We start from the raw sequence: 16,780 nt of genomic DNA, 5'->3' as shown, positions 1-16,780 counted from the left end.
TTTGTACGACTTAACAGGTTTATCTTCCTTCATTTTGCAAAAACTTAACGAGGCCCAATGCTTAAATTGCTTAATTTCATGCTGCAATTATTTTGTGACTTAAATCCGTTTTGCGATGGAGTTTATAGACTACTACAAATTACTGGAGCTGGATAAATCTGCAAGCCAGGCCGATATTAAAAAAGCATACAGGAAACTAGCCCGCAAATACCACCCAGATCTTAACCCGAATGATAAGGAAGCCCAGCTCAGGTTTCAGCAGATAAACGAGGCTAACGAGGTGCTGAGCGATCCCGAAAAGCGCAAGAAATACGATAAGTACGGGAAAGACTGGAAACATGCCGAGCAGTTTGAAGAAGCCAGAAAGCAACAATCTGCCGCGGGAAGCAGCGGCTATGGAGGCTTTGGTGGCAGCCAGGGCTATAGCTATTCGGGGAATTTTGAGGAAGATACTTTTTCTGATTTTTTTGAACAAATGTTTGGAGGCGGGGCGAGAACAAGGGGCGCGGGCAGAAGGCCGCAGTTTAAGGGGCAGGATTTTAACGCCGAGCTTCAGCTAAACCTTAGCGATGTTTATACCAGCCAGAAGCAAACGCTTACCGTGAATGGGAAAAATATCAGGCTTACCATTCCCGCTGGGGTAGAGGATGGGCAAACCATTAAAATAAAAGGCCACGGCGCGCCAGGTATCCAGGGCGGCCCGAAAGGAGACCTGTTTATCACCTTCAATATTATAAACAACACCAAATTTAAGCGGGAAAAGGAAAACCTTTACAGCACCGAAGAGATCGATCTTTACACCGCGCTGCTGGGGGGCGAGCTTACTGTAGATACTTTTGGCGGGAAGGCAAAGCTGAAGGTGAAGCCCGAAACACAGCCTGGCACAAGAATAAAATTGAAGGGGAAAGGTTTTCCAAAGTATAAAAAAGAGGGGCAGTATGGGGATTTGTATATCACTTACAAAGTAAAGATGCCCACTAATTTAAACGAAAAGGAAAAAGAACTGCTTAGGCAGTTGCAAAAATTACGCTCATGAATTTAGAAGAACTCATCCCGGCAGAAAAGATTTGTACGCAATACCAGGTGGAGCACACTTTTATCCATTCGCTACATGAAAGTGGGCTTATTGAGGTTGTTACTGTGGAGGAAACCCAGTATGTTCACTGCGACCATCTGCGGAATTTTGAAAAGATGATGCGGCTTCACCGGGACCTGCACATCAATATAGAAGGTTTGCAGGCGGTGCAGCAACTCCTGGAGCAGGTACAGCAACTGCAAAAGCAAAACAGGAAGCTGCGCAACCGCTTAAATTTGTACGAATAAATATATAGAGTCCATTAGTTACTTACTTTAAATTTAATTTTTGAAGAAAATGTCAGGTTGAGCACAGTCAAAGCCAGAATTTGACTATCAGGAATTCTGGACTGCGCCTGTCTGCCGCTCAGGCAGGCTCGAACTGGCGGTGGTGATAAATTTTAAATTATGAGTATTTACCCGCTGTCCTCTCGGGTTATTTAATGCTGAAGGATTTTTCAGCGGAATCGCCATTTACCTTAATCTCTACAGTATATTTGCCTTTTGGCAGGTAAAATTTTTCGTCTTCTGAAGCAGTGAGCTTTTCTTCCAGGCTTTTGTTGAAACGATTTATCCTTTCTTCAGAAATGGAAAGATCGTAATTCACTTCGTTAAAACCTTTTTCAGCTTCAACTTCAAAAGATTTAAGCACGAAGCCTTCTTCAGTTTTAATACTGATTTCCGCATTGCCGGAAGAGGCAGAGTAGAAGGTGAACTCAGTCTCCGGAGTATAAGGATCCAGCCATTTGCTGTAACTGTTGCCCCATCTGGAGGAAAACTGGATATCGGCTACTGGCGAAATCCAGAGCTTTTTTGAAATCTTTTCTTTGTTCATTTCAGAAATTGGCGTGATATCGGCAAGGTACAGCGAGCGGCCATGGGTGGCAACAATCAGGTGGTTTTGGTTTTCCTGTATGCGCAGGTCGTGAACCGGCACATTTACAAATCCGTTGCTAAAAGGCTCCCATTCCTGGCCCCGGTTAAAAGAAATATACGCGCCATCATCTGTGCCCAGGTAGAGGATATTTTCGTTTTCAGGATCTTCGCGAATCACATTGATTGGCGCCAGTGGTAAATTTCCTGCAATGTTTTCCCATGTTTCACCGTAGTCTTCAGAAATAAAGATATAAGGAGTGAAATCGTCCCAACGATAGCCGTTCAAAGTTACATAAACCCGTTCTTTTTTATGTTCAGAAGCAATTATGCGTGAGACCCACAGGTCTTTGGGAAGGCCTGCAGTAATATTGGACCAGCTGCCACCGCCATTTTTTGTTACCTGAACAACACCATCGTCACTGCCGGTGTAGAGCAGGCCAAACCGGAAAGGGGATTCACTAATAGTTGAAAGTGTGCCGTAGGGAACATTGCCTTCTTTTCCTCCTGCCGTAAGATCTGCGGAAATCACAGTCCAGTCATCACCCTGGTTCATGCTTCTCAGCAGTTTGTTGCTGCCCATATAGAGGATGTCCTGGTTGTGGGGAGATAATAAAATTGGAGCCTGCCAGTTAAACCGATATGGTTTCTCGCCCAGATTGTGCCTGGGCTGGATGTAATCCCGCTCATCGGTTTCCTGGTTTATCCTGAAGTAATTGCCAAACTGAAAGCCGGTGTAGACAAGGTTCGGGTTTCGACTGTCGATTTCTACCTGCATGCCATCTCCTCCCAGTAATTTTTTAAAAGGATAATTCCCGCTCACCTGCCAGTCCGTCGTTTCTTCACTGGTATGCGCGCCAACCCATACGCCGTTGTCCTGAAGACCGCCGTAGATGTTATAAGGCTGGGCATGGTCTACATTAACAGAGTAAAACTGCCCTACGGCGGGGCTGTTCCTAATCATCCAGTGTTCCCCGTCGTCATAGGTAATATTTACTCCCCCGTCGTTGCCGTCGATAAGATGGCCACTTTTGTTTGGATTTATCCACAGGGCATGATGATCGGCATGCACATTATCGGCGTCAATAGAGGTGAAGGTTTTCCCTCCGTCTTTAGATTTTAGAATCGGCACTCCGTAGATGTAAATCGCGTCCTCATTTTGTGGGTCAACATGAATCATCCCGAAATAATACCCGTAGCTGTAATATAGATCGTCCAGGTAATCTTCATGGGTTTTTTGCCAGCTTTTCCCTCCATCTTCGCTTTTATAAACCTGGGCGCCAATTACGGGAGTTTCAAATAAATCTGAATTGGCATCTTTCAGGTATAGTGCGAGATCTTGGGGTACAGCTTCTCCCGCTTTAATCATTTCCTTTACACTTTCAGCCGAATATTTTTCCTGAAAATTATTCTTCCGGAGAAATGCTTCCAGGTCTTCATTTTTGATATTCAGGAATTTTGTAGTAGACATATTCTCAAAATCGGCTTTGGTAAGGCCTTCTTCTTTATCCTTTTCTTCTTCCGCCGGGCGATGATTTTGGTTATCGACTATGGCATAAAGCGTATTATCATTAAAAACCGATAGTCCAATTCTCCCTACACCTTCTCCTGTGGGAAAGCCCGAATCTTTATCGCTAAGCAAAGTCCAGGTTTCACCCGCATCTTCGCTCTTGTAAATTGCGCTGCCTTCTCCCGAGCCTCTAAAATTCCAGGCTTTGCGATCTTTGTCCCAGGCTGCGGCATACATGATGTTGTAATTTTTGGGCGAGCTTGCCACATCTATAATCCCGGTATGGTCATTAATAAACAGGGTTTTGTTCCAGGTCTTTCCGCCATCAGTGGTTTTAAAGACGCCTCTTTCTTGGTTGGAAGAATATAAATGGCCAGTGACTCCTACCACGATCTCCTCAGGATCTTCCGGGTTAATTAGGATCCGGCTGATGTGATGAGAATCCGGCAGGCCCATAAATTGCCAGTTTTCGCCCTTGTCTTCAGATTTTAATATCCCCACCCCGGCATAAGAAGACCGGGAGGCGTTTACCTCGCCCGTTCCCAGCCAGATGCTTCCGTTTTTCCAGTCTACGGCCACATCCCCGATATTCTGGGTGGGCGCATTATTAGTTACAGGTATGAAAGAATTCCCGTTGTTATTGGTGTACCACAGTCCGCCGGTGGCATAGGCAACGTAGAATTCGGTCGGATTTTCAGGATTTACAGCAAAATCTACAACTCTGCCGCTCATAATGGTGGGCCCAATATTTTTAAGCGGAAGATTTTTTACGGTGGAAGTATTGCTTAGTCGGGATTTGTGTTCAATGGCTGCTTTTATTTCAGCTCCCGAGGAAGCAGGTTGTTGGGCAGACGAAAGAACAATGGTGAAAAAGAGAAAAAGAGGGAAGAGGAGTCGCTTCATTTTAGAGGAATAAAAGTTAAGCCTGTCAAATTATACAAAAGCTTGTCATGAACAAAATTTTTATCGCTGTTAACAGCATTTGCCTGTAAAACTTTTAATTTTGAGGAAATTGAAAAAACAAACCATGAAATACGATCAAATCGATTCGATACTCTTTATAAAAAACCGTAAAAACTTCATGGCTAAAATGAAGCCTTCCAGCCTTGCGGTTTTTAATTCCAACGATATTTATCCCATTGGGGCAGACAGCACCCTGCCTTTTGAGCAAAACCGCGACCTTTTTTATTTAAGCGGTGTAGACCAGGAAGAAAGCATCCTAGTGCTTTTTCCGGATGCCCCAAAGGAAGAGCACCGGGAGATCCTGTTTTTAACCGAAACCAATGAGCATATCGCCGTTTGGGAAGGGGAGAAACTTACCAAGGAAAAAGCTTTTGAAGTGAGCGGGGTAAAAACAGTTTACTGGATGAAGGATTTTGAAAAGGTTTTCTTTGAAGTAATGACGCAGTGCGACACGGTTTATTTTAATACCAACGAACACTACCGTTCTGCCCATAAAACCGAAACCAGGGACATGCGCTTTATTAAATGGTGCAAGGAAAAATATCCTGCGCACCAGGTGGCAAAAAGCAATCCGATCCTTCAGCGGTTACGCTCGATAAAAGACCCTATCGAACTGGAGCTAATGCAAAAAGCCTGTGATATTACCGAAAAAGCTTTCCGCAGAACTTTAGGTTTTGTAAAACCGGGCGTTTGGGAATACGAAATTGAAGCGGAATATTACCACGAGATGATAAGGAACCGTTCCCGCGGATTCGCGTATACGCCAATTATCGCCAGTGGTAAAAATGCCAATGTGCTGCACTATATTGAAAATAACCAGCAGTGTAAGGAAGGAGAACTTATTTTGCTGGATACCGGGGCAGAATATGCTAATTACGCCAGTGATTTGTCCCGAACGATCCCCGTTTCAGGAAAATATACCAAGAGGCAAAAGGAAGTTTATAATGCCGTAAACAAGGTGAAGAAGGAGGCTATTAAAATGCTCGTTCCCGGCACCATGTGGGCCGAATATCACAAGGAAGTGGGGAAACTAATGACTTCAGAATTGCTCACGCTCGGGCTGCTGGACAAGGCAGATGTGCAGAATGAAGATAAAGACTGGCCGGCATATAAAAAATACTTTATGCATGGCACTTCCCATAATATTGGACTGGACACCCACGATTACGGAATTTTAACAGAACCTATGATGGCGAACCAGGTATATACCGTTGAGCCTGGAATTTATATTCCTGATGAAGGCTTTGGGATAAGGCTTGAGGACGATGTGGTAATACAGGAATCTGGCGAACCTTTTAACCTGATGAGGAATATTCCTATTGAGGCAGACGAAATTGAAGAATTAATGAACGCCTAAAATCGCTATTCATCAGTATGGAACTGCCACGAATGCACTCTGTGAATTCGTGGCTTTTAATTTAAATTGCAATGATAGTAAAATACAGAGATGCCGAAATTCATTTCACTTCCCAGGGGAGTGGAAACCCGCTTCTTCTTTTGCACGGATTTATGGAATCTTCCAAAATATGGGAGCCTTTTGTCCCTACACTGGCCGAGCAGAGGCAGGTAGTGTGCATAGACCTTCCCGGCCATGGCGAATCGGGCAGTTTTAACGAGATCCATAGCATGGAAGATATGGCTAAAGCCGTAAAGGAGGTGCTGCGGCACCTGGAAATTCAGAAAGCTGCTGTGGCTGGCCATTCGATGGGGGGATATGTGAGTTTGGAATTGTATAAAATTTTTCCTACCCTGTTAAAAAGTTTAACGCTGGTAAATTCATCGCCGGAAGACGACAGTGAAGAGCGAAGAATAAACCGGGAACGTTCTGTGAAACTGATAAAGAAGAATAAGGAGGCATTTGTAAAAATGGCCATTTCTAACCTTATGATGCCGGAGAATTATAAAAAATTCCGCCCACAGGTGGAACGCCTCATCGCGGAGGCTTCAAAAATGAGTGTACAGGAGATTACTGCGGCCACAAGAGGAATGAAAATTCGTACAAATAATGTGCAGTCATTTGCGGGAATGAAATTGCCAAAATATATAATTGCAGGGAATGACGATCCGTTAATGGATATTGAGCGCCTGAAAACACTTGCAAACACTACAGGTGCTGAACTTATCCAGTTTTCGGGTGGCCATCTTTCGTATATTGAAGAAGAAATGGCGTTACTGAAATTTTTACACTTTATCGAATAATTTAAGCTTTTTGTCTGATTATTAACTTTTTTTTATAATTTTAAATTTCAGAAACAAGAAAATCAATCCTTTATGAAGAAAAAAGATCCGAAGTTGTTTTCGTTCTCGAAGGTTTTGTGCAGGCTCTTTGGCCATAAATTGAGAGTGTCAAAAAATGTAACCGAACACATTCATGAATATAAATGTGCCAAATGCGGAATGGAAATGACAGATACGGCCAATGGTTTTCTGGCGCGGCTCACTCCAAAATTTAAGGAAACCAACGATTATCTGGCAAAAATCCATAAAAGAAGAAGGAACCGCCGTCGTATTTTCGCAGAAGCTTCTTAATCTTCCTCTTCTTTTTCCATAGAATTCCATCCCCTGGCAATTAGTGGAATTTTTGTGTTTGCCCTGGTAATTAAATGCATTCCTTCATTTTCTTCGGTCATATGCCCGATCACGGTCATATTTGGATTGCCTTTAATCTTATCGAAATCGGCCTGGGAAATGGTGAACAGCAGCTCGTAATCTTCCCCGCCACTTAAAGCCATAGTGGTGCTGTCTATATTAAATTCCTCACAAACCGAAATTACTGCCGGATCCAGCGGAATTTTATCTTCATATAAATTCACTCCGGTTTTGGAATTTTTACAAAGATGGATCACTTCAGAAGAAAGTCCGTCGCTAATATCGATCATGGAAGTGGGTTTCACTCCCAGCTCCTTCAGTAAAGGCGGCATGTCCTTCCTGGCTTCGGGCTTTAGCTGCCTTTCAATTAAATAAGTGTATTGATCCAGGTCTGGCTGGGCATTTGGGTTGGCCTTAAATACCTGTTTTTCCCTTTCCAGGACCTGAAGGCCCATATAAGCTGCACCTAAATCTCCCGAAACTACCAGTAAATCATTAGGTTTTGCGCCATCTCTATAAGTAATTTCATCTGGTTTGGCATGTCCAAGCGCGGTAATGCTGATGATTAATCCTGAAGTAGAAGAAGTGGTGTCTCCGCCTACCACATCGATATTGTAAATTTCAGCCGCAAGCTGTATCCCTGCATAAAGTTCTTCAAGGGCTTCTACGGGAAACCGGTTGGAAACAGCAATAGAGACTGTGATCTGCGTTGCTTTTCCATTCATCGCATAAACGTCTGATGCATTTACCATCACGGCCTTGTAGCCAAGGTGTTTCAGGGGCATATAGGCGAGGTCAAAATGCACTCCTTCCACCAAAAGATCTGTGGTAACAATACAATGCATTTCTTTAAAATCCAGTACGGCGGCATCGTCTCCAATGGCTTTTTTTGTGGATTCGAGCTTTGGGGCAAAATTCCTGGTAAGATGATCTATAAGTCCAAACTCTCCTAATTCTGAAAGGTTTGTCCTTGTTTCCTGACTATTATCAAACATAACTTGCGCTTTAGTTAATGCAAAATAAATGAATATTAATTCAAATGCCGACTCCTGCAAGCTGTTTCTGTAAGGAATATTGGATTTTTTTAGATTTTGGTCCAGGAAGTTATCGGTTTTCACAGGAAGTTTGGCTTGAGGCGCAAAATATTGTTTATCAAATATTTAAATTTGATTTGTGATAATTGAAATTAATCGACCTTACCTATTAACCTATTCTTAAAACAAATGTGCACACTATGGTAAAACGCTTGTTTTGTAGTATATTTGTGCCCGAAAGAATTAATCTTTTTAAGCTATGATAAAAGTAAGCGAGGACGCGAAAAAAAAGATAGCCGCATTGATGACGGAGGAGGGTTTTGACAATGTTCAGGACTTCGTGCGTGTAGGTGTTAAAAGCGGTGGCTGTTCTGGTTTGTCTTACGAGTTGAAATTTGACAAATCCAAGGCAGAAGATGATAAAGTTTTTGAAGATAATAATGTAAAAATAATTGTAGATAAACGCAGTGTGTTATATCTGGCGGGTACCATTTTGGAATATTCCGGCGGATTAAACGGCAAAGGTTTTGTTTTTAACAATCCCAACGCCCAAAGAACCTGCGGGTGTGGGGAGAGTTTTTCACTCTAAAAAAGTTAAGTTAAAAGTTTAAAAGTGAAAAGTTTCAAAAGTAGATGGCGAAATTTAATTCCTTTGAAGAAATTATTGCCTGGCAAAAGGCGCGGGAATTAAATTCAGAAATTTACAAGATTACAAGTAGTGGTCTTTTTGGGCAGGATTTTGATTTAAGAGGACAGATAAGAAGGTCTAGCATTTCAATTTCCTCAAATATAGCGGAAGGTTTTGAGAGGGAAACGGCAAAAGAATTTATACGCTTCCTGTACAAAGCTAAAGCTTCAGCTGGAGAGTTTCGTTCTCAGTTGTATTTAGCTTCAGATTTGGAATATTTGAAGGGTGGCGAATTTGAGAGATTGAATATTAAGGTATGTGAAATTTCAAAGTTGATTAGTGGTCTGATAAAATATCTTACATCAACTTTAACTTTTTAACCTTGGACTTTTCAACATTAAAACAACATTATGGCATATACTGAAGACGATTTAAAAAAAGAGCTCGAGACCAAAGAGTATGAGTATGGGTTCTATACAGATATAGAATACGATACTTTTCCTGTTGGGTTGAACGAGGAGATAGTGCGGGCAATTTCGAAAAAGAAAGAAGAGCCAGAATGGATGACGGAGTGGAGGCTGGAAGCCTATCGTGCCTGGGAACAGATGGAAGAGCCGGAATGGGCAAATGTTCATTATGAAAAGCCGAATTTTCAGAACATTTCCTATTATTCAGCTCCAAATAAAAAGCCGAAGTACGACAGCCTTGATGAGGTAGATCCCGAATTGCTGGATACTTTCAAAAAGCTTGGTATTTCTATAGATGAGCAAAAGAAACTTGCCGGAGTGGCCGTAGACGTGGTGATGGACTCTGTTTCGGTAACTACCACTTTTAAAAAGACGCTTGCTGAAAAAGGCATTATTTTCTGCTCAATTTCAGAAGCTATTAAAGAGCACCCCGAGCTGGTGAAAAAATATATAGGAAGCGTGGTGCCGAAAAAGGACAATTTCTATGCTGCTCTTAATTCAGCAGTTTTTAGTGATGGTTCTTTCTGTTATATCCCGAAAGGGGTAAGGTGTCCAATGGAGCTTTCTACCTATTTCAGGATTAACCAGGCTGGTACAGGCCAGTTTGAACGTACCCTTGTGGTGGCAGAGCCCGGAAGTTATGTGAGTTATCTGGAAGGATGTACCGCGCCAACCCGCGATGAAAACCAGTTGCATGCCGCTGTAGTTGAGCTTGTGGCGCTGGACGATGCAGAAATTAAATATAGCACCGTACAAAACTGGTACCCCGGGAATAAAGAGGGGAAAGGCGGGGTTTATAACTTTGTGACCAAGCGGGGCTTATGTGAGAAAAATGCCAAAATCAGCTGGACACAGGTGGAAACCGGTTCTGCGGTAACCTGGAAATATCCTTCATGTGTGTTGAAAGGTGACAATTCTGTAGGGGAGTTTTACTCTATCGCGGTTACCAACAACTTTCAGCAGGCAGATACAGGTACCAAAATGGTGCATTTAGGGAAGAATACGAAGAGTACCATTATTTCAAAAGGTATTTCCGCGGGAAAATCGCAGAATTCCTACCGCGGCCTTGTTCAGATTAATAACCGGGCAGAGAATGCAAGGAATTTTTCACAATGTGATTCCCTGTTGATGGGCAACAAATGTGGTGCGCATACTTTTCCTTATATCGAAGTAAAAAACAAAACTGCCCAGGTAGAGCATGAGGCCACAACCAGCAAAATTGGCGAAGACCAGATATTTTACTGTAATCAGCGCGGAATTGATACTGAAAAGGCCATTGCCTTGATCGTGAATGGTTTTAGTAAAGAGGTGTTGAATAAATTGCCGATGGAATTTGCGGTGGAAGCCCAGAAGTTATTGGAAATTTCCCTTGAAGGTTCGGTAGGATAGAAGTGGGAATTGTAGAAGTAGGAAAAATGAAAAAGTTGTTGAGTCTTCTAATGCTTTTATTAGTATTAGTTGGATGTGAGGATGAGGATCGCCGCGATCTTGTTGCTGAACCTGAAGCTGAAGAAACAGTAGACAGTATCCCCACTCTTGTAGGAGATTTTATTTTTGTGGCTGATGCCGGGGTATTGAGAGGAAAAGATTTTGTTTACGGAGTAAAAATAGACTCTATGGCACAGGTTCTTACTGAAGAAGTTAAGCCATTCAAAACTGAAGAATTTGATATGGTTAAGGTGAAGGTGAAGGCTAAGATTGAACCAAACCGCCGCCAGGAAGGCTGGAAGGAAGTTGTGGAAATTAGAGAAATATTAGATATTCTGGAGGATAAAAAAACTCCTGAAAATCAGGAAATAGAAGAGTAGTTTAAATCAATCCCGATAATGAGCGGGATGCATACCATATAAATATGCTTAGAATAAAGAATTTACACGCGAGTATTGACGATAAGGAAATTTTAAAAGGGATTAACCTTGAAATAAATCCAGGGGAAGTTCATGCGATTATGGGGCCTAACGGTTCAGGGAAAAGTACGCTTTCTTCTGTGATTGCAGGGAAAGAAGAATTTGAAATGACCCAAGGGGAGATTACTTTTGAAGGTACAGATCTTTCTGAACTGGATCCGGAAGAAAGGGCACATAAAGGAATCTTCCTTTCCTTTCAATATCCCGTGGAAATTCCGGGGGTATCGGTTACCAATTTCATGAAAACTTCCATTAATGCGCATAGAAAGGCTAATGGGCTGGAAGATATGCCGGCCAACGAAATGCTGAAGCTTATCCGCGAGAAATCGGAAATGCTGGAAATAGACCGTAAATTCTTATCCCGCTCCTTAAATGAAGGTTTTTCAGGAGGGGAGAAAAAGCGTAACGAGATCTTCCAGATGGCCATGCTTGATCCTAAACTTTCTATTCTGGATGAAACAGATTCTGGTTTGGATATTGATGCCTTAAAGATTGTGGCAGACGGGGTTAACAAACTTCGTAACGAAAATAATGCGGTACTTGTAATTACCCACTATCAGCGATTGTTGAATTATATCGTGCCAGATGTTGTACACGTATTGGTAGATGGGAAAATCGTTAAAACCGGTGGCAAGGAGCTGGCATATGAGCTGGAAGAAAGAGGTTACGACTGGGTGAAGCAGGAGGCCGTATAATCAATTGAAAATTTGAAGATTTTTTTCAATTTGCAAATTGAAAGTTTGAGGTTTGAAAGCATGGCTTTAAACCTTAAACCTTAAACTTGAAACATTAAACATGGAATTAAAAGATAAACTGGTATCGTCATTTTTGGCTTTTGAAGAAGATTTTGGGGCCGATAATGAGGTACATCAAATAAGAAGTCAGGCGATTAAAGATTTTGAGGATTTGGGTTTTCCAAGCAGAAAGGAAGAAGCCTGGAAATATACTTCCCTCAATTCCATCTTAAAGCATGATTATAGTGTTTTTCCGAAGAAAGAGGAAGCTATAGAGTATCGTGAGATCAAAAAATATCTTATTCACGATATAGATACCTACGACCTGGTTTTTATAGATGGGATCTACTCTTCGCATCTTTCCCAAACCACGCATGATAAAATTGATGTTTGCCTGATGTCTTCGGCTTTAAACAAGCCGCAGTACAAACCCGTGATCGATAATTATTTTAATAAACTAGCTCCTAAATCAGGTTTAAATTCTTTGAATACCGCCTTTGCTAAAGAAGGCGCATTTATTCATATTCACAAAAATAAACTGGCTGATAAGCCTATACAGATCATCAATTTTTCTACCGGGAACGAATCGGCTTTGCTTGTGCAGCCGCGAAATTTAATTGTGGTAGACGAGAATTCCCATGTCCAGATTATAGAGCGCCATCAAAGCCTTACCGACCATCCTGTGCTAACGAATTCAGTAACTGAAGTATATGCTGATAAGCGGGCAATTGTAGATTATTATAAGATTCAGAATGATAAATCCACCGCTTCGCTTATAGATAATACCTTTATCGAGCAGAAGTCTGAAAGCAACGTTTCGGTACACACTTTTTCCTTTGGAGGCCAGCTTACCCGCAACAATCTTAATTTTTATCAAAAAGGGGAGCGTATAGATTCTACTCTTAAAGGAGTGACGATAATTGAAGGAAAACAGCATGTAGACCACAATACGCTGGTGCATCATGTAGAGCCAAACTGTGAAAGTCACCAGGATTATAAGGGCATTTTTTCAGATAGGTCTGTAGGTGTTTTTAATGGTAAAGTGGTGGTAGAGAAGGAAGCGCAAAAAACCAATGCCTACCAGTCTAACAACAATATTTTGGTAGATGATAAGGCTACCATTAACTCGAAGCCACAGCTGGAGATTTTTGCCGATGATGTAAAATGCAGCCATGGTTGTACCATAGGGCAGCTGGATGAGGAGGCTTTATTTTATCTTCAGTCCCGCGGAATTCCTAGAAAAGAGGCCCGTGGCCTGCTGATGTATGCTTTTGCGAATAACGTGCTGGAGAGTGTAAAGATCCCGGAAATCAAGAAAAGAATCAATAAGCTTATCGCTTTAAAACTGGGAGTGGAATTAGGTTTTAACCTGTAATTGCTGCCGTAAAGTAGCAACTGAAATTTCTTTCCTTTAACTAAAAATATTAGAATGAGCATTGCTGCTGAAATAGCTTTTGACGTAGAAAAAATCAGAAAGGATTTTCCCATACTTCAGCGTGAGGTAAATGGCTATCCGCTGGTTTATTTCGATAACGCGGCCACTTCCCAAACGCCGCAACAGGTTATTGATGTAATCGCAGATTATTATTCTAATTATAATGCCAACATTCACCGCGGGGTGCATACGCTTTCACAGGAGGCTACAGATAAATATGAAGCTGCCAGGAAAACCATTCAGAAGCATTTTAATGCTGAAAAGCCTTATGAAATTATCCTTACTTCAGGCACCACCCATGGCATTAACCTGGTGGCGAGTGGTTTTGGTTCTTTGCTGAAGAAAGGAGATGAAATACTTGTTTCTGCCCTGGAACACCATTCCAACATCGTTCCGTGGCAGATGACATGCGAAAAAAGTGGGGCAAAACTGAAGGTGATCCCTATGAATGAAGATGGGGAAATCGTGTATTCAGAATTTGAAAACCTGCTTTCAGAAAAGACGAAAATCGTCTTTTTAAACCATGTTTCCAACGCTTTGGGAACGGTGAATCCTATCAAAAAAATTATCGATAAGGCGCACGAGAAGGATGCGGCGGTTTTAATTGACGGGGCACAGGCAGCGCCACACATAAAAGCCGATGTCCAGGAGCTGGATGTGGATTTTTACGTGGCTTCAGCTCATAAAATGTGCGGACCTACGGGAGTGGGCATGCTCTACGGAAAAGAAGAATGGCTTAAAAAGCTTCCTCCATACCAGGGCGGCGGCGAGATGATCGCGACAGTTACTTTTGAAAAAACCACCTATGCCGACCTGCCGCATAAATTTGAAGCCGGAACGCCCAATATTTGTGGCGGAATTGCTTTTGGGGCAGCGCTGGATTACATGAATGCCATAGGTTTTGATAAGATAGCGGCTTACGAGCAGGAATTACTGAAATATGCTACGGAAGAATTGCTGAAGATTGATGGGATGAAAATCTACGGAATTGCAAAGGAGAAAACTTCGGTGATTTCTTTTAATATTGAAGGTTTGCACCCTTACGATATTGGCACTATTGTGGATAAACTTGGTATTGCCGTTAGGACCGGCCACCACTGCGCGCAGCCAATTATGGATTTTTATAAAATCCCGGGAACGGTAAGGGCGTCTTTTTCGTTTTATAACACCAAAGCTGAAATTGACCGTTTTACAGAGGCTGTTAAAAAGGCAAAAATGATGCTTTCATAGTGCATTTCAGCATAAAAGAAGAATCGCTAAATTTATCAGAAGAAAAAACAGAAAACAGTGAGTAAAGATATAAAGGAAATACAGGGAGAGATCGTTGAGGAGTTTTCAATGTTTGATGATTGGATGCAGCGTTATGAATATATGATCGAACTTGGCAAATCCCTGCCGCTCATAGATGAAAAATATAAAATTGAAGAAAACCTTATTAAAGGCTGCCAGAGCAAAGTTTGGGTACATGCCGAGCTGGAAGGGGATAAACTTGTTTTCACGGCCGATAGTGATGCTATTATTACCAAGGGTATTGTGGCAATTCTAATAAGGGCATTTTCCAATCAGCATCCTGCCGATATTATTGAAGCCGACACCAAATTTATAGATGAAATTGGTTTAAAAGAACATCTTTCTCCTACAAGGGCGAACGGATTGGTGAGCATGATCAAACAACTTAAAATGTATGCCGTGGCATACCAAACACAACTCAATTAAAATGGAACAGGAAATAGACACACAGGAACTGGGAGAAAAAATCGTGAAGGTTTTAAAGACCATTTACGATCCTGAAATTCCCGTAGATATATACGAGCTGGGTTTAATTTATGATGTGATGGTAAGTACAGATTATGAGGTGAAAATCCTGATGACCCTTACCACACCTAACTGCCCGGTGGCAGAAACCCTTCCGCAGGAAGTGGAGGAGAAGGTAAAATCTTTGGACATGGTTAAAGATGCTGAGGTAGAGATTACTTTTGACCCACCTTGGAGCCAGGATCTTATGAGCGAAGGCGCCAAACTGGAACTCGGATTATTATAAATAGCGTTCTATGTCTACAGAAATAGTAAACAGGGTAGCAAACAGCAAACTGGTCACTTTTAACCTGGAAGATTATTACCCTTATGGTGAGCGTGTTCTTTTTGATATAAAGGACTGGCTATTGGAAGGTTTTGTGCTTCGGGAAGGGACCTTCAGGGAAAAGGCAGCTGAACATGACTGGAGTCAGTACCAGGACAAGTTAGTGGCACTAACCTGCAGTACAGATGCGATAGTGCCTGCATGGGCTTACATGCTTCTGGCTACTTATCTTCAGCCTTACGCGAAAAAAACTGTGACCGGAAACCTGGAAGATCTTGAAACCATTCTTTATACTGAAGTGATCCAGAATCTTGATGTTTCAGCCTTAAAGGATAAGCCGGTAATTGTAAAGGGTTGTTCTCATAAACCTGTTCCAAAGAATGCTTATTTATTGCTTATAGAGAAATTACAACCTGTTGTAAGAAGCTTAATGTATGGTGAAGCCTGCTCTTCAGTTCCACTGTATAAAAAACCAAAAAATCAATAATGAGGAAAATTTTACTTGTAGCTTTTAGTATAATAATAACAGGAATAGTACAGGCGCAGGAAGACGAAGAACAGGATACAATCCCCAATGGCTGGCAAACCGAAGGTAATGTGCAGCTACTTTTTAACCAGTCGGCTTTTAATGCTGAATGGACTGGCGGTGGAACCTCCAGTATTGCAGCCAATCTCACATTGAATTACGACTTTAACTACAAAAAAGATAACTTCAGCTGGAATAACAGCATCCTTGCCAATTACGGGCTTACTAAAGTAAAAGCGGATGATTTTCCAAGAAAAACCAGTGACCGTTTGGAATTAAATTCCATTGCAGGCCTGGAAATAGAGGAATCTAATTTCTTTTACTCTTATTTCATAAACTTCAGGACCCAGATAGATAAAGGCTACAGGTTTAGCCAGAATGCTGAAAACGGGGAAACTATAAGAACCGAAACCACACATTTTCTTTCTCCGGCCTACCTGCAAACCGGCCCCGGGATTATGTATAAGAAAAGTGAAGATTTTATTATTAACATAGCTCCGGCAACTGCGCGTTTTATTTTTGTGGACAATGATTTTACTTCAGGGCCTAACTATATTGATGGGCAGTATTTTGGAGTTGATGCAGGCAAATCCAGCCGCTTTGAACTGGGTGCCTCACTAAGTGCCCTGGCAAATTTTGAATTGTTGGAAAATGTGGTGATGGATAATTCCCTTAATCTTTATTCCAACTATCTCGATAAACCCGGCAATATAGACATTGATTACCTGATGAACCTGGAAATGGGAATTAATGAATACCTCTCTGCAAACCTGTTGTTCCAGGCGATCTATGATGATAACGCCGTAGCGGCTTTCCAGATAAGGGAGGTGTTTGGACTGGGCATTAATTACGGGTTCTAAATTTGAAGTAATCATAAACTTGTACACCCAATAATAATGAAAAACCGCTTCGGGCTGAAGCGGTTTTTTTTATTATTTCTAATTCTTAATTAAGATTTTT

The 16,780-nt window shown here is 41.8% G+C and carries 18 protein-coding genes; 16 read left to right on the top strand and 2 right to left on the bottom strand.

Features of this window, described 5'->3' with window-relative positions; all coding sequences use genetic code 11:
- Positions 1-115: 115 nt before the first annotated feature.
- Together RM553_RS04185 and RM553_RS04180 are read left to right on the top strand one after the other, a co-directional pair.
- Positions 116-1,036 (top strand): DnaJ C-terminal domain-containing protein, encoded by a 921-nt coding sequence (locus tag RM553_RS04185; protein ID WP_311533698.1) that lies wholly within the window; start codon positions 116-118, stop codon positions 1,034-1,036.
- Positions 1,033-1,323, top strand: coding sequence for a chaperone modulator CbpM (locus RM553_RS04180; RefSeq protein ID WP_311533697.1), 291 nt, complete (start codon positions 1,033-1,035; stop codon positions 1,321-1,323). The genes RM553_RS04185 and RM553_RS04180 overlap by 4 nt, the downstream gene beginning before the upstream one ends.
- 187 nt (positions 1,324-1,510) lie before the next feature.
- On the opposite strand, the gene RM553_RS04175 is transcribed toward RM553_RS04180, so the two are convergent.
- Positions 1,511-4,360 carry a WD40/YVTN/BNR-like repeat-containing protein gene (locus RM553_RS04175; protein WP_311533696.1) on the bottom strand — a complete coding sequence of 950 codons (2,850 nt, stop codon included), beginning with the start codon at positions 4,358-4,360 and terminating at the stop codon, positions 1,511-1,513.
- 124 nt (positions 4,361-4,484) lie between these two features.
- Here RM553_RS04175 and RM553_RS04170 point away from each other — a divergent pair, with 124 nt between their 5' ends.
- The 3 genes from RM553_RS04170 (at position 4,485) to RM553_RS04160 (ending at position 6,949) form a co-directional block, all read left to right on the top strand.
- Entirely contained in the window at positions 4,485-5,777 is a 1,293-nt protein-coding gene (locus tag RM553_RS04170) for an aminopeptidase P N-terminal domain-containing protein (protein ID WP_311533695.1), read from the top strand.
- A 71-nt stretch (positions 5,778-5,848) separates the two neighbouring features.
- Positions 5,849-6,619, top strand: coding sequence for an alpha/beta fold hydrolase (locus RM553_RS04165; RefSeq protein ID WP_311533694.1), 771 nt, complete (start codon positions 5,849-5,851; stop codon positions 6,617-6,619).
- A 72-nt stretch (positions 6,620-6,691) separates the two neighbouring features.
- The gene (locus RM553_RS04160; protein WP_311533693.1) at positions 6,692-6,949 is read left to right on the top strand and encodes a DUF1660 family phage protein; all 258 of its coding nucleotides are present in this window, start codon (positions 6,692-6,694) and stop codon (positions 6,947-6,949) included.
- Here the strand turns inward: RM553_RS04160 and thiL are convergent.
- Positions 6,946-8,004 carry a thiamine-phosphate kinase gene (gene thiL, locus RM553_RS04155; protein WP_311533692.1) on the bottom strand — a complete coding sequence of 353 codons (1,059 nt, stop codon included), beginning with the start codon at positions 8,002-8,004 and terminating at the stop codon, positions 6,946-6,948. The two genes, RM553_RS04160 and thiL, sit on opposite strands and share 4 nt — an antisense overlap.
- Before the next feature lie 298 nt (positions 8,005-8,302).
- Between thiL and RM553_RS04150 the strand changes: the two genes are divergently transcribed.
- The 11 genes from RM553_RS04150 to RM553_RS04100 all read left to right on the top strand — a co-directional run bounded on the left by RM553_RS04150 (position 8,303) and on the right by RM553_RS04100 (position 16,680).
- Positions 8,303-8,632, top strand: coding sequence for a HesB/IscA family protein (locus RM553_RS04150; RefSeq protein ID WP_311533691.1), 330 nt, complete (start codon positions 8,303-8,305; stop codon positions 8,630-8,632).
- A 44-nt stretch (positions 8,633-8,676) separates the two neighbouring features.
- Positions 8,677-9,051, top strand: coding sequence for a four helix bundle protein (locus RM553_RS04145; RefSeq protein WP_311533690.1), 375 nt, complete (start codon positions 8,677-8,679; stop codon positions 9,049-9,051).
- Between the two features lie 30 nt (positions 9,052-9,081).
- Entirely contained in the window at positions 9,082-10,527 is a 1,446-nt protein-coding gene (gene sufB, locus RM553_RS04140) for a Fe-S cluster assembly protein SufB (RefSeq protein WP_311533689.1), read from the top strand.
- Positions 10,528-10,553: 26 nt separating this feature from the next.
- Positions 10,554-10,946 carry a hypothetical protein gene (locus RM553_RS04135; RefSeq protein ID WP_311533688.1) on the top strand — a complete coding sequence of 131 codons (393 nt, stop codon included), beginning with the start codon at positions 10,554-10,556 and terminating at the stop codon, positions 10,944-10,946.
- Positions 10,947-10,990: 44 nt separating this feature from the next.
- Positions 10,991-11,740, top strand: a complete 750-nt coding sequence (gene sufC, locus RM553_RS04130) for a Fe-S cluster assembly ATPase SufC (protein WP_311533687.1) — start codon at positions 10,991-10,993, stop codon at positions 11,738-11,740.
- A 100-nt stretch (positions 11,741-11,840) separates the two neighbouring features.
- Positions 11,841-13,154, top strand: coding sequence for a Fe-S cluster assembly protein SufD (sufD, locus tag RM553_RS04125; RefSeq protein ID WP_311533686.1), 1,314 nt, complete (start codon positions 11,841-11,843; stop codon positions 13,152-13,154).
- Between the two features lie 54 nt (positions 13,155-13,208).
- Complete coding sequence (locus RM553_RS04120; protein WP_311533685.1) at positions 13,209-14,444, top strand: aminotransferase class V-fold PLP-dependent enzyme; 1,236 nt, start codon at positions 13,209-13,211, stop codon at positions 14,442-14,444.
- Positions 14,445-14,501: 57 nt separating this feature from the next.
- Positions 14,502-14,930 carry a SufE family protein gene (locus RM553_RS04115; protein WP_311533684.1) on the top strand — a complete coding sequence of 143 codons (429 nt, stop codon included), beginning with the start codon at positions 14,502-14,504 and terminating at the stop codon, positions 14,928-14,930.
- A gap of 1 nt (position 14,931) precedes the next feature.
- Entirely contained in the window at positions 14,932-15,255 is a 324-nt protein-coding gene (locus RM553_RS04110) for an iron-sulfur cluster assembly protein (RefSeq protein WP_311533683.1), read from the top strand.
- A 10-nt stretch (positions 15,256-15,265) separates the two neighbouring features.
- Entirely contained in the window at positions 15,266-15,781 is a 516-nt protein-coding gene (locus RM553_RS04105) for a DUF2480 family protein (RefSeq protein WP_311533682.1), read from the top strand.
- Entirely contained in the window at positions 15,781-16,680 is a 900-nt protein-coding gene (locus RM553_RS04100) for a DUF3078 domain-containing protein (RefSeq protein WP_311533681.1), read from the top strand. The genes RM553_RS04105 and RM553_RS04100 overlap by 1 nt, the downstream gene beginning before the upstream one ends.
- Positions 16,681-16,780: the final 100 nt, after the last annotated feature.

This window comes from Autumnicola tepida (assembly GCF_031846485.1).
Taxonomy (GTDB): domain Bacteria; phylum Bacteroidota; class Bacteroidia; order Flavobacteriales; family Flavobacteriaceae; genus Autumnicola; species Autumnicola tepida.
Note: the sequence above shows the minus strand (reverse complement) of the source record. Positions and strands in the feature narration are given on the sequence as shown.